Raw genomic sequence first — 12,395 nt, 5'->3', positions numbered from 1 at the left:
GAACGTTGAAGCGGGCAGCAGGCCACGGACGCGTATGGACGCGGACCGCCGGATCGCCGCCGTTGAGGAGGTTCCAGAGGAGAGCACGCTGCTCGTGACGCTCCGGCCCGTCGACGCCGGCGCGGTCGACCCCGGCGAGGGCGACGTGGGCGAGTCCGACGACGGTCGCCCGGAGGCCGAGGCGATCCTCACGCGGGCGACCGGCGTGGTGACCGCCTTCCGGAACTACTGTCAGCACTGGACCGACGTGCGCCTCGACAAGGACGACGGCGCGTTCGTCCGCAACGGCGAGGTGTACTGTCAGAAACACGGCGCGACGTTCGAGGCGGACTCCGGCTACTGCGATTTCGGCCCCTGTGAAGGTGCGGTCCTCGAGACGGTCGACGTGACCGTCGCCGACGACGCGGTGTACCTCGCCGACGACGCGTACGAGTTCGTCCGCCTCGGTCCCGCCCGACGCGACGACGACGCCGGCGATTCGCGGATCGACTTCACCGGGAACTGACAGCCGCCCCGTCGCCGAACGGCGCGCGTACCGCCGAACGGCATTTATCCGGGGGCAGCGTACGCGGTACCGAGAGAGCCCCTGCCGATGAACCTCAGATCGCTCGCCGGATCCGGCGCGACCGCCCTCCTCGTCGGGCTCGTCGTCGTCATGCTGATCGGCCAACAGCTCGGTCAGCCGATCCTCCTCGGGTTCGTGCTCACGGGGAGCATGAACGGCGAGCCGGCCAACATGGCACCTGGCGACGGGTTCGTCGCGGTCCCGCCGGCGCTCGCCGGCGACGTCGGCGAGGGCGACGTGGTGACGTTCGAGGCCAGAGAGCTGCAGGGCGGCGGGCTGACGACCCACCGGATCGTCGGTGAGACCGACGAGGGGTACGTCACCCGCGGCGACGCGAACCCCTTCACCGATCAGGACGGTCCGGAGCCACCGGTACAGGAGTCACAGATCGCCGCCGTGGCGCTTCAACTCGACGGCGAGGTGGTGGTGATACCGAAGATCGGTCTCCTCGTCTTGGGGATGCAGGAGGCGTTCTCGATCGCCGCGTCGGCCCTCGGCGGCGTGCCGGGACTGGGGGGACTGGCCGACGGCGACGCGGGAACGTCGATGGTCGGCGTCGGACTGCTGCTCTTGGCCTACAGCGTCGTCGCCGAGATGGTCGGCGGCGGACGGACTGGGCGAGCGGACCGCTCGGACCGCTCGGAGCGGTCGCGCAGCCGCCGGAGCGAGACGAGTGCGGTCCTCGTACTCGTCGTCATCCTGCTTCTCATCACCGTTCCGGCGACCGCGAGCATGGTCGTCCCGTCCGGGACGAACGACATCACGATCGTGAGTTCACAGACTCCGAGCGGCAGCCCGACCGTCATCGAGCGGGGCGGCTCGGTGGAGTACACGTACAACTTCACGAACGACGGGTTCGTCCCCCGGATCGCGGTCGTCGAAGCGGCGAGCACGGGCGTCGACGTGAGCCGGTCCGGGCTCGTGGCAGAACGCGGTGAGACCGCCTCGTCGACCGTGACGCTCCACGCGCCCGACGAGACCGGCGCGTACGTCAGGTCCGTCGGCGAGTGGCAGTACGTGCAGTTCCTCCCGGTACCGGTGATACTCTCGCTCCACGCGATACACCCGTTCGTCGCTGTCGCGGGGATAAACGCCGTCATCGTCGTCGTCGTCACGGCCGTCTACGTCGCCGCCGTCGGACTCGACCCGTTCCGGTTCCGCGACCGCGACCGCGACGTCGCCCTGTCCGACCGCGTCCGACGACGGATCCGCAAGTGGCTGTGACCGCGGTCGCGAGCCGCTCTCTGCCGAGCCGGCTCAGGAGTCCGCGAACAGCCCCGCGACGACCGTCTCGATCAGCGCCTCTTCGACTTCGTCGTACGTCCCCGCCGGCACGACTGGGGTCTCTCGCGCCTGCGTGACGAAGAGCAGCGACCGAACGAGCCCGCGGATGACTTCCGGGTCGTCGATCCGAGTCTCGCCCCGTTCGACCCACTCGTCAGGCTGCGGTAACACCCGATCGAAGGCGGTGTGTTCGCCGCCGTCGCTCTCTCCGCCGCCGCATCCTCCCGTCGCCACGTCGCCGTCGGCACCGCGAGCGTCGTCGTAGCTCGTCCCGTTCAACTGCTCGTCGATCCGTCGGATCTCGCCGTCGACGAACAGCCGCCGGATGAGGGGGTTCGACCGAACCTGCCCGAGCGTCGTCCGCAGGATCGTCTCGGCTTCCTCCCGCGGCGTCTCCGCGGCGTCGACCTCGGCCTCCAGCGTCTCGAACAGGCGCTCGCGCTCGGCGATCAGCACCGCGAGGTACAGCGCCTCCTTCGAGTCGAAGAACTGGTAGAACGTGCTCGTCCCGATGCCGGCCGCGTCCGTCACGTCGCTCACGCGCGTGCGGTCGAACCCGTACCTCGCGAACAGGTCGTGACCCGCCTCGATCAGATCCGCGCGGATGCGCTCGCGGTCCTCCTCGGAGAACCGCGTCACTGCACGCCCCCGAACGCCGACCACTGGCCTTCTTCGAACTCTCGATCTCTCGGCTCCATACCGTCCATGTGATTTCACGAACGAAATATTTATTGATTCGTGAACCAACTGTCGGTCGTGCACCGAGCTAGTTTCTCCGCCCCGAACAGTCCCGATCCGTCACTCCTCCAACCGCGGAACGCGGCCTCCGTCAGCGCGGTGTCGACCGCGGACGCCGCGGCGTCAGAGGCGCGGTAACGCATGCGGACGCGAACCCTGTCCGCGCTCGTCGTGAGCGTCCTGCTGCTCGCGAGCGGCGTCGGCGCGGGTGCCGTCGGCGCGGAGTTGGCCGGAACCGATTCCGCGTCGAGCGTCCCCGGCACCGCGCCCGCACAGACCTCGAACGTCGGCGGGTCACCCGACCTCGACGTCTTCGTCTCGAACCCGAACCTCGTTCCCGGCCAGACGAATCAGGTCGACCTGACGATCGCCAACGACGGCAACCTCCGGTTCGGCGACCCCTCGGCGGCCGACACCGTCACCACCGCACGAAACGTTCGGGTCGACGCCGAGGCGAGCGGTCCGCTCTCCGTCGAGTCCGGCGAGACCGCCATCGGCGGCGTGACGACGACCGCGCCGGGATCGGTCCCGGTGAGCGTCAACGTGCCCGACGATGTCGATCCGGGCACCTACACGCTCGATCTCGACCTCACCTACTCGTACATTTCCTCCGGTGAGGACCGCACCGTCACGGTCTCTCGACAGGTCGAACTCCGCGTCCGCGAGGACGCTCGCTTCCAAGTCGTCGGCGTCGAGAGCGACACGCAGGTCGGCGACTCCGGCACCGTCGAAGCGACGATCGAGAACGTCGGCGCGGAGGCGGCCCGCAACGCCGACGTGACCTTCAGCACGCAGAGCAACAGCGTCACCGTGAGCGACGGGCAGTCCGACACGGTTCGCGTGCCGGAACTCGATCCCGGCGAGACGGCGACCGTCGCCTACGACGTCGGCGTCGCGTCGGATCTCCCGGTCCAGCAGTACACCCTTTCGGGCTCCGTCGCGTTCGAGGACCCCGACGGCATCTCTCGGACCGACGAGGGGCTCTCGATCGGCGTCCTCCCCCTCGCAGAACAGGAGTTCGCGCTCACTGACGTGGAGTCGAACCTGCGCGTCGCCGAGGACGGCGACCTCGTCGGCACCGTGCGCAACGACGGTCCCGTGCCGTCCGAAAACGTCGTCGTGCGGTACGCCGGCGACGACCAGAGCGTGATCCCGGCGGAGCGGTCGACCGCCGTGGGGACGCTCGACCCCGGCGAGTCCGCCAACTTCTCGCTGCCGATCGCGATCGGCGGCGAGGCCGAGGCCGGCCTACGCTCGCTCGACATGGCGGTCCAGTACCGGAACGACGAGGGCGAGTCTCGGGCCTTCGAGGAGCTCGTCGTCGACGCCGAAGTCGCCCCCGAGCGAGACCGGTTCGACGTCGCGATCGAGAACCGCACCATCCAGTCCGGCGGGACCCGTACCGTCGACGTCGCGGTGACGAACAACCTCGACGAACCCGCGAGCGACGTGGAGGCCCGCCTGTTCGCCGACGACCCGCTCGACACCGGAAACACTGACACGGGGTACGTCCAGTCGCTCGATCCCGGCGAGACCACGACGATGACCTTCGAGCTGACAACCACGGGCTCCGCGACCGCGGGGAGCACCTACCCCATCTCGCTTGACTTCCGGTACGACGACGCCGACGGTGACAGCCAGCTCACCGACACCTACCGCGTCCCGATCGACGTGACCGAGAGCGAGGAGGGCGGACTGCCGCTGCCGGTCATCGTCGTCGCGCTCCTCGTCGTCGGGACGGGGGCGCTCGTCGTCTACCGGAGGCGGCAGTAACCGATGTCGCGGTCGCTCGGCGAGCGGACTGAGGCGTGGACGCGGCGGCTCAACGACGCCATCGTCGACAGCCCGCGCCGAGTCATCGTCGTGTTCCTCGTGCTCACGCTGGTGTTCGCCGGCGGGATGGGACTCGTCAGCACGGACACCGAGGCGACCGACTCGTTCACCGAGGGCCTCGACGAACAGGAGGCGCTCGACGCGGTCAACCAGGAGTTCGAAGACCCGTTCGAACCGGAGAGCGAGTCCACACAGCTCATCCACTCGGGAGGTAACGTCCTGACGAAGGAGGCGCTCCTCAGGGACCTCCGGGTCCTAGAGGAGGTCGAGTCGCGAGACGACCTCCGCGTCGCCTCGACGAACGGCCCGGCGACAGTCGTCGCTCAGCGGATCGATCCGTCGGCAAGCACGGCGGCCGAACAGCGGCGCGCGATCGAGTCGACGAGCGCGACCCGCGTCCGGCAGATTGTTCGCGACCTCTCGGAAAACCCGCAGTTCACGGGGACGCTCGCGACCGATTTCAATCCGACGAGCGCGAGCGCCTCGGCGTCGATCACCGTCGTCACACACGACGTGCCCGCCGGGTTCTCCTCCGGCGACCTCCAAGACGTCCAGACGACGATCCGGTCCATCGCGGCGGACCAGCCCGGCGAGATAACGGCGTTCGGAACGGGGATCACGAACGCCGAGACGGCCAACGTCATCGGCGATTCGCTCACCATCGTGATGCCCGTCGTCGTGCTGTTGTTGCTGTTGTTCCTGGTCGTCGCCTACCGCGACCCGATCGATCTCGCCTTGGGTCTGCTGTCGCTTCTGATGACCGTCATCTGGACGTTCGGATTCCTCGGCTTCTCCGGGATCCCGTTCAGCCAGCAGCTCATCGCGGTCCCCGTGTTGCTGCTCGCGGTCGGGGTCGACTTCGGGATCCACATCATCAACCGCTACCGCGAGGAGGTCGTCGACGGCTACGAGGCCACGGAGGCGATGCGCGAGGCGAACAACCAGCTGATGATCGCCTTTATCATCGTCACCGTGACGACCGTGTTCGGCTTCGGCGCGAACGTCATCTCCGATCTCGGACCGATTCGGAACATGGGAATCGCCTCGGGGATCGGGATCGTCTTCACCTTCCTGATCTTCGGGCTGTTCCTCCCGGCAGCGAAGCTGGAGGTCGACAGACTGCGGGAGCGGTACGGGGTCCCCGAGTTCAACTCCGCGCCGATCTCCTCCGAAGACTCGACGCTCGGGAAACTCCTGTCGTTCCCGGCGCAGGTCAGCCGGTACGCGCCGATCGCGTTCGTCGTCGTGTTGCTCGTGACGGGCGGGATGGCGGCCGCGTACGGCAGCGGCGTCGACACCTCCTTCGAGACGGAGGACTTCCTCCCGCCGGAAGAACAGCCGGACTACGTGACCGGGCTCCCAGAGCCGTTCGCGCCGAGCGAGTACACCGTCACCGAGACGCTGAACCTCCTCGAAGACCGCTTCTCGACCAACCAGGACCAGTCGGTGAAGTTGTACGTCGAAGGGAACTTCGAGGAGGGCCACGCACTGGAGGCGCTCGCGGACCCGAACGACGATCCGCCGGGGTCGCTCGCGGTCGGCGACGGCGGGAGCGCTCAACCGACAAGCATCGTGACCGTGATGCAGTCGCACGCCGATCAGGATCCCGAGTTCGCCGCGCTGGTCGCCCGCAACGACGTCGACGGTGACGGGATCCCCGACCGCAACCTCGCCCGGATCTACGACGCGCTGTTCGCCTCGTCGTCCGGCGACCGTGCCGAGCAGTACCTCACGCCTGACAGGCGGAGCGCGCAGGTCGACTACGCGATCGACTCGAGTGCGTCACAGGCCGAGGCCGCGGTCGACACCCGGGCGTTCGCGGAGGACTTCCGGTTCGAGACGACCGCGACCGGACAGATCGTCGTCTTCGACGCGGTGACGGACATCATCTTCAACTCCGCGATTCAGGGGCTGATCCTCGCGATGGCGCTGACGGGTGTGTTCCTCATCATCGCGTACGCCGTCTTGGAGGGCAAGCCCCTCCTCGGGATCGTGAACCTCTTCCCGATCCTGATCGCGATCGCGTTCCTACTCGGAACGATGCGGTACCTCGACATGTCGCTGAACGCGCTGACGGCGACGATCCTCTCCATTTCGATCGGGCTCGGGATCGCCTACTCGGTGCACGCGACCCACCGGTTCATCGACGAGTTCAACGCGGGCGCGGACGCCTACGAGTCGATGGTCATCACGCTCTCGGGGACGGGCGGTGCCCTGCTCGGGAGCATGCTCACGACCTCGCTCGGGACGGGCGCGCTCGCGCTCGCCATCACGCCGGTCCTCGGCGACTTCGGCATGCTGATGGCGCTCAGTGTGGTGTACTCGTTCGTGTTCACCGTCGTCGCCCTCCCACCCGCGGTACTGCTGTGGGAGCGCTACCACGGCGCGTGGGACGACTTCACGCTGGCCGCGACGGGGTGACGCGCGGCGGCTCCGCACCACCGCTATGCGCGCGGGTGCGTCTCACGGCGGATCCGAGCGATTCTCACTCCGCCGCGTCGCCGTCGCCTGCCGGGTCGTCAGCGAACTCGAACTCGTGATCGCCGGCCGTGACGGCGTCGCTCGCGTCGTCGACTGCCTCGCGTTCGGCCGCGTCAGTGGTGTCGTCGCCGGTTTCGGATTCGCCGGCGTCAGTCGCGCCGTCGGTGTCGATGGCGGTCCCGCCGTCGGTGTCGGTGACCGTGGTCTCGCTATCCTCGCCGTCGCCATCTGCGGCGTCTCTATCGCCGCCGTCAGGCTCGAACGCGGCCGCTTCCGTCGCCCGCGCCTGCAGCTCCTCGATCCGCGGGACCGCGGTCACGTTCGCGAACAGCACCGTCGCGGTGATCGTCGAGGCGCCGGGGAGCGGCTCGTCGCCGGCGAGAACCTCCACGGTTCCAGTCTCCTCTTCGAGGAGGTACCGCCCCGTCTCGAAGCCCTTCCGAGAAATATCCGAGGGCGGTCCCGAGAGGATCAACAGCGCGCGGTCGGTCGAAGAGATATCACAGGGCAGCGTCAACTCGGAGCTGAGCGCCTGCCGGACGAGTCGCTTGACCGTCGCCGCGTCGGTCTCTCGACCTCCGCGGGCGTCGTCCGCGAGCCCGAGGAGCCGAAGCAGGCGGTCGACCCACCCGGACGAGTCGGTCTCGATGGTGACCGTCGCGCGGCCGATCGAGGCGATGCCGCCGACTTCGAGCGTCCGTCGGATGTCGGCGGGGTCGATCCGCATCTCGGACGGCGACGTCGGGTCGCGCTCGCCGGCACCGAACAGCCCCACGATCCGCGTCGCGATCGCGTCGTTAATCGCGTCGTAGCGGTCCGTCCCGATCTCTTCGCCGCGCCGCCACGCCTCGTTGTCGACCGGGAAGACGGCGTCGGCGAGCGGGACGAGCGTTCGGATCCCGCGGGCGGCGGTCAGCGCCCGCCGGTCCGACTCGCTCGACGCCGGAAGCACGCCGAGCGCGTACACCGGACTCTCGTGGACCGCCTGCAGTTCCTCGACGAGCACGCTCCCGACGCCGGAGCCCGTTCCGCCGCCGAGCCCGGCGACGACCATCGTCGCCGCCACCTCCGTCTCGTCGATCCGATCCAGCGCGCGGCGGATCTCCGGGAGATCCGCTCTGGCGACCTCGGCACCGATATCCGGATCGCCGCCGACCCCGGCCCGCGCGGCGGCAGAGCCGTCCGCGGTCGGTCCGTGTGAGTCCGCGCTGCCGCCGCCCGCGCTGTCGCCCGCCACGTCGTCTGCCTCGTCCGCGTCGGTCGCGACGCGCTGGGTGACCGCGGGGTGCGTGTCGCCGATCAGGACCTGTCGCTCATCGGGGATCGACTCGGTCTCGTCGAACGCGCGCGCCGCGGTGTTGAACGCGAGGACGTTCCCCTCGGTGAACCATCGGCCCGTCTCGGCCTCCGCGCTGACCAGCCGGTCGACGATCCGCGTACCCGCGTCGCCGACGCCGATCAGTGCGAGTTTCATGCGCGCCTCGCGATCGACCGCCGCGATCGTTCTGTCCGTCGGTTCCGATCGTCAGACGATCGGGTCGAGGTCATTGTTGTCGTCGGTGATCAGCGACTCGATCTCCTCGTCGCGGACCTCGTCCAGCTCACGGATCTTGTTCTGGGCGTCGACGGCCTGATTCTGGATCTCGTCGATCCGAGGCGTCTCCGTGACGTTCGAGAGCAGGACGACCGCCGCGAGCGTCGACGAGTTCGGACGCGGGTCGTCGCCGGCGAGCACGTCGACGGTGTCGGCCTCGTTCTCTAACCACTCGCGGGCGGACTCGACGCCCTTCCGCGAGATGACGTCCGGCGGCCCGGCGAAGACGATCAGCGCGCGGTCCGCGCTCGACACGTCACAGGGGACGGTCAGTCGGGAGTTGACGGCCCGGCGGACGAGCCCCTTGATCTTGGCCGCGTCGGTCGACTCCGCCTGCGGCTCCTCGGCGTCGTTGAACTTCGAGAGGAGTCCCTCCTTGGGGACGTCGAGGTCGGTTGACGCGTAGCCGATCGAGGAGACGCCGCCGACGTCGAGGGTGCGCATGATGTCGCTGGAGTCCATGGCGTTCTCGCCGACGTCGGACTCGTCGACCTCGCCGGCCGCGAGCAGCGTGACGATCCGCGTCGCCAGCTCGCGGTTCATCTCGGCGTAGCCCTGCTCTATCGTCTGGCCGCGCGAGCGCCACGCGTCGTTGTCGAACGCGATGAAGTTGTCGACCTTGGTGACGAACGACTGCAGCGAGCGGGCGGCGTTGAGCGCCGGCCGGCCACCCTCGTACTGACCGGGAAGCACGCCGAGCCCGTAGATCGGCTCGTCGTACATCTTCTGGAGCTCGTCGATCACGACCGGGGCGGCTCCGCTGCCCGTCCCGCCGCCGAGGCCGGCCGCGACGAGCACCGCGTCGACCTCGTGAATCTCGATGTCGTCGAAGACCCGACGGATCTCGTCGATGTCGGTCTTGGCGACTTCCGCCCCGATCTCCGCGTCGCCGCCGACGCCGTGACCGCGGGCCTTGCGATGGGTGTCGCCGATGAGGACGCGGCGGTCGTCGGGGATGTTCTCGGGCTTGGCGAGGTCGGTCCGGGCCGTGTTGATGACGAGGGCGTGTCGACAGAGATCTCGGCCGGTCTCGACCTCGAACTCGATCATCTGGTCGATGAGCTTGCTGCCGGCGTTTCCGACGCCGATGGTCGCGAGTTTCATCGACCGACCCTCAGTGTTCCGTCGACGGAGCGGTGCGAGCGCGGCTGTCGTCCGGCGCTGTCTGTCCGGACGCGAATCTCACTGGTCATGGGGTTGTTGGTCCCTCGTACTCGACGCGTATTAAGGTGTGTCAGACGCGCTGCCGCGACGAGGACGATCCGGAAACGGATCGGTTAATACCGCGACGACCCTCACTCTGATAGATGGAAGAGACAGACGATACGTCGGCGAGTCCCGCCGACGCGCAGACCGAATCGGAGACGAACGGACCCGAACGTGTCGGCCGACTGCTCTTCGCCGGCGGGTTGCTCGCGTTGGCGACTCGAAACCTCGCGGACCTCGACGGCCGAATCGCGTACGCGGACGCCAAGGGCGTTCCCAAAGCCGACGCGCTGGTTCCGGCCGCGAGCGGTCTCCTGATCGGCGGGAGCCTCGGGATCGGTGCGTGGAAGCTCCCGAAGCTCTCCGCGGCCAGCGTCGCCGCCTTCTTTGCCGGCGTCACCCCGCTCATGCACGACTTCTGGGCGGTCGACGACGACTCGCGCGACGAAGAACTCACCTCGTTCCTCCAGAACCTGACGCTGTTCGGTGCCGCGGTCGCGTTTTTCACCCGCGCCGACACCGACGAGTGACCGGCTAGTCGGTCACTCGTTCACGGGAAGTCGCGGTAGCCACCCAGAAGAACAGCCACGCGAACAGGAACACGAACAGGAGCCCGGTCGGCGACAGCGACTTGAGCGGGCTCGCGAGGTCGGCGAGCACCGGGAGAGAGAACAGAAAGACGGCCGCGGCCGCGAGGCCGCCCGCGAGACACTCGACCAGCCGCCAGACCGCCGTCTCACCGGCTCCGGTATCGCGAGCCGAGGGTCGCTGCGCCTCCGTCTCCGTACTCATTGGTGTGTTCACACATACCACTCGTACAGATGTACATATTCTTTCATTATAAATTTGTCGCCCAGTCAACACGCCCGCCCAGCCGAATAACGCCAGATTCCGTGTCAATATTATTCAGGGAGCACTCGGATAAGAACGCTCTTCACGGTTCGCGGTGGACGGAGCGGCATGCCCAAAATCAGCGTGGAGATACCCGGCGAACTGCTCGCCGACCTCGACGAACACGTCGGCGACGACGGGAAGTTCGTGAACCGCAGCGACGCCGTCCGCGCGTCGATCCGCAAGACGCTGGACGTGCTCGACGAGATAGACGCCCGCCACGACCGCTTGGAGGCCGAGGAGGAGACCGATGAGTAGCCGAGCGGACGGCCTCGCCGGCACGGACGGACCCTTCGCGGTCGATCCGTTGGACCGGTCCGCGGTGGCCGCGATCGCGCTCGTCACGCTGTTCACCGTCGCGCTCGCGACGTCGCAACTCACCGCCGCGAAGGTGATCGCGTTACCGCTTCCCCTCGCGTTGCCCGTGATCGGGCCAGAGATCACGCTTCCGGGTGCCGCGCTCGCGTACGCGCTCACCTTCCTCGCGTCCGACTGCTACGCCGAGCTGTACGGTCGTCGCGCGACGCAGGTCGTCGTCAACGTCGCCTTTCTCGCGAACTTCCTCGTGCTCGCGCTCGTGTGGTCGACCCTCGCCGCGCCCGGCGTGAACCCCGAGATCTCGGCCGCGTTCGAGACCGCGCTCGGTCCCGCGACCAACATCGTCGCCGGGAGCCTGCTCGCGTACGTCGTCTCTCAGAATTGGGACGTGTTCGTCTTCCACGCCATCCGCGACCGCACCGGCAGCGGCATGCTGTGGCTGCGCAACATCGCGTCGACGGCCACGAGTCAGGCGCTCGACACCGCGATCTTCGTCGGGGTTGCCTTCTACGCCGCTCCGACCCTGCTCGGCGTCGGCTCGCCGCTGCCGCCCGCCGTCCTGCTCGCGCTGGGGCTCGGCCAGTACCTCCTGAAGCTCGCGATCGCCCTCCTCGACACGCCGGTCGTCTACCTCGTCGTCGGGCTCGTCAGCGAGTGAGCGGCGCGCGCGGCGTCGGCCAGACGATGGTCGTCGGCGCAAGAGACTTACCGACCGCACCCATGTGAAGTATACACATGGATCTTCGCGTGCAGGGAGACGTCCCTCCCGACCCGTTTCTCGGTGCCGCAGACCTGTTCGAGACCGAGTGCTCGCTCGCCGACCCCGTTCACGTGAAGGTGCGGGAGGACCCCGACGAGCGGACGTGGGCCGGCCACTACGAGGGCTATCACGTCTTGAACGTCTCGAAGCGCGCCGCCACCAGCGCGATGGCCCGCGAACTGGCCGTCCACGAACTGTCCCACATGGCCCGCTACGAGGAGGGCCACGCCTCGCACGTCCAGTCGACGGAGGAGGCGCTGTACCTGGGGCTGGCGGGCGAGCGCGTCGAGCGTCGCAAGCTCGCTCACTGCTATCAGATCGCGAACCATATGAAAGACATCTACGCGGACGACATCACGCTCTCTGTCGCGCCCGCGAACAAGCTCCTCGGCTTCCTCGAATCGACGCTCGCGGTCGCCGTCGCCGACAGGCCGACGGTCTCGCGGGACGGCTCCCCGCCCATCACGGCTGGCGCAGATCCGGAGATAACGGCCGTCAACGCCGCCTTCGCACTCGCGTTGATCGAACGCCACGACATCGCCGGCCCCGACCACCGGATCTACGACCTCGCGCGCGCCGCCGGCAGCGACACCGAGACCGTCGACGTCGACGCGTTCAAACAGCGCTTCCTCGCGCTCGGTCCCGATCCCTCCGAGAGCGACTATCGGAAGGCGCTCGTCGACGCCGCCCGCGCGTACGCCATCTGATTCTGACCACCGCCGTCA

The 12,395-nt window shown here is 68.3% G+C and carries 12 protein-coding genes; 8 read left to right on the top strand and 4 right to left on the bottom strand.

The genetic code is table 11. The annotated features are described in order from the left end of the window. Positions 1-34: 34 nt before the first annotated feature. Both ACZ45C_RS13745 and ACZ45C_RS13740 read left to right on the top strand, forming a co-directional pair. Entirely contained in the window at positions 35-505 is a 471-nt protein-coding gene (locus ACZ45C_RS13745; protein WP_460560990.1) for a Rieske (2Fe-2S) protein, read from the top strand. Between the two features lie 87 nt (positions 506-592). Then, a complete protein-coding gene (locus ACZ45C_RS13740) occupies positions 593-1,789 on the top strand; it encodes a S24/S26 family peptidase (RefSeq protein WP_460560992.1) in 1,197 nt (398 codons plus the stop codon). 33 nt (positions 1,790-1,822) lie between these two features. Here the strand turns inward: ACZ45C_RS13740 and ACZ45C_RS13735 are convergent, their stop codons facing one another. Beyond that, positions 1,823-2,488, bottom strand: a complete 666-nt coding sequence (locus tag ACZ45C_RS13735; RefSeq protein WP_460560994.1) for a TetR/AcrR family transcriptional regulator — start codon at positions 2,486-2,488, stop codon at positions 1,823-1,825. 240 nt (positions 2,489-2,728) lie between these two features. Here ACZ45C_RS13735 and ACZ45C_RS13730 point away from each other — a divergent pair, with 240 nt between their 5' ends. Both ACZ45C_RS13730 and ACZ45C_RS13725 read left to right on the top strand, forming a co-directional pair. Continuing rightward, positions 2,729-4,360: a COG1361 S-layer family protein gene (locus tag ACZ45C_RS13730; RefSeq protein WP_460560996.1), complete on the top strand. Its 1,632-nt coding sequence runs from the start codon at positions 2,729-2,731 to the stop codon at positions 4,358-4,360. 3 nt (positions 4,361-4,363) lie between these two features. Continuing rightward, positions 4,364-6,841 carry an efflux RND transporter permease subunit gene (locus tag ACZ45C_RS13725; protein ID WP_460560998.1) on the top strand — a complete coding sequence of 826 codons (2,478 nt, stop codon included), beginning with the start codon at positions 4,364-4,366 and terminating at the stop codon, positions 6,839-6,841. 64 nt (positions 6,842-6,905) lie between these two features. On the opposite strand, the gene ACZ45C_RS13720 is transcribed toward ACZ45C_RS13725, so the two are convergent. Further along, on the bottom strand, positions 6,906-8,375 hold the full coding sequence (locus ACZ45C_RS13720; RefSeq protein WP_460561000.1) for a tubulin/FtsZ family protein: 1,470 nt from the start codon (positions 8,373-8,375) through the stop codon (positions 6,906-6,908). A gap of 51 nt (positions 8,376-8,426) precedes the next feature. After that, complete coding sequence (locus ACZ45C_RS13715) at positions 8,427-9,599, bottom strand: tubulin/FtsZ family protein (RefSeq protein WP_460561002.1); 1,173 nt, start codon at positions 9,597-9,599, stop codon at positions 8,427-8,429. Positions 9,600-9,802: 203 nt separating this feature from the next. On the opposite strand from ACZ45C_RS13715, the gene ACZ45C_RS13710 reads away from it, so the two are divergent. Then, on the top strand, positions 9,803-10,231 hold the full coding sequence (locus ACZ45C_RS13710; protein WP_460561004.1) for a DoxX family protein: 429 nt from the start codon (positions 9,803-9,805) through the stop codon (positions 10,229-10,231). Between the two features lie 4 nt (positions 10,232-10,235). Here the strand turns inward: ACZ45C_RS13710 and ACZ45C_RS13705 are convergent, their stop codons facing one another. Continuing rightward, the gene (locus ACZ45C_RS13705; RefSeq protein WP_460561006.1) at positions 10,236-10,493 is read right to left on the bottom strand and encodes a hypothetical protein; all 258 of its coding nucleotides are present in this window, start codon (positions 10,491-10,493) and stop codon (positions 10,236-10,238) included. Between the two features lie 168 nt (positions 10,494-10,661). Between ACZ45C_RS13705 and ACZ45C_RS13700 the strand changes: the two genes are divergently transcribed. The 3 genes from ACZ45C_RS13700 (at position 10,662) to ACZ45C_RS13690 (ending at position 12,377) form a co-directional block, all read left to right on the top strand. Next, positions 10,662-10,850, top strand: coding sequence for a ribbon-helix-helix domain-containing protein (locus ACZ45C_RS13700; protein ID WP_460561008.1), 189 nt, complete (start codon positions 10,662-10,664; stop codon positions 10,848-10,850). After that, positions 10,843-11,568 (top strand): queuosine precursor transporter, encoded by a 726-nt coding sequence (locus tag ACZ45C_RS13695; protein WP_460561009.1) that lies wholly within the window; start codon positions 10,843-10,845, stop codon positions 11,566-11,568. Before ACZ45C_RS13700 ends, ACZ45C_RS13695 begins: the two co-directional genes overlap by 8 nt. A 77-nt stretch (positions 11,569-11,645) precedes the next feature. Next, the gene (locus ACZ45C_RS13690; RefSeq protein ID WP_460561011.1) at positions 11,646-12,377 is read left to right on the top strand and encodes a DUF5781 family protein; all 732 of its coding nucleotides are present in this window, start codon (positions 11,646-11,648) and stop codon (positions 12,375-12,377) included. Positions 12,378-12,395 lie beyond the last annotated feature (18 nt).

The sequence above is a fragment of the Halorubrum pallidum genome, assembly GCF_055380345.1.
This window is presented reverse-complemented; position numbering and strand designations above follow the sequence as displayed.

Bases quoted from the DNA above. Each gene is read 5' to 3' on its own strand.
- ACZ45C_RS13745 (WP_460560990.1), top strand. From the start codon at position 35: ATGGACGCGGACCGCCGGATCGCCGCCGTTGAGGAGGTTCCAGAGGAG.
- ACZ45C_RS13740 (WP_460560992.1), top strand. From the start codon at position 593: ATGAACCTCAGATCGCTCGCCGGATCCGGCGCGACCGCCCTCCTCGTC.
- ACZ45C_RS13730 (WP_460560996.1), top strand. From the start codon at position 2,729: ATGCGGACGCGAACCCTGTCCGCGCTCGTCGTGAGCGTCCTGCTGCTC.
- ACZ45C_RS13725 (WP_460560998.1), top strand. From the start codon at position 4,364: ATGTCGCGGTCGCTCGGCGAGCGGACTGAGGCGTGGACGCGGCGGCTC.
- ACZ45C_RS13720 (WP_460561000.1), bottom strand. From the start codon at position 8,375: ATGAAACTCGCACTGATCGGCGTCGGCGACGCGGGTACGCGGATCGTC.
- ACZ45C_RS13715 (WP_460561002.1), bottom strand. From the start codon at position 9,599: ATGAAACTCGCGACCATCGGCGTCGGAAACGCCGGCAGCAAGCTCATC.
- ACZ45C_RS13710 (WP_460561004.1), top strand. From the start codon at position 9,803: ATGGAAGAGACAGACGATACGTCGGCGAGTCCCGCCGACGCGCAGACC.
- ACZ45C_RS13705 (WP_460561006.1), bottom strand. From the start codon at position 10,493: ATGAGTACGGAGACGGAGGCGCAGCGACCCTCGGCTCGCGATACCGGA.
- ACZ45C_RS13700 (WP_460561008.1), top strand. From the start codon at position 10,662: ATGCCCAAAATCAGCGTGGAGATACCCGGCGAACTGCTCGCCGACCTC.
- ACZ45C_RS13695 (WP_460561009.1), top strand. From the start codon at position 10,843: ATGAGTAGCCGAGCGGACGGCCTCGCCGGCACGGACGGACCCTTCGCG.
- ACZ45C_RS13690 (WP_460561011.1), top strand. From the start codon at position 11,646: ATGGATCTTCGCGTGCAGGGAGACGTCCCTCCCGACCCGTTTCTCGGT.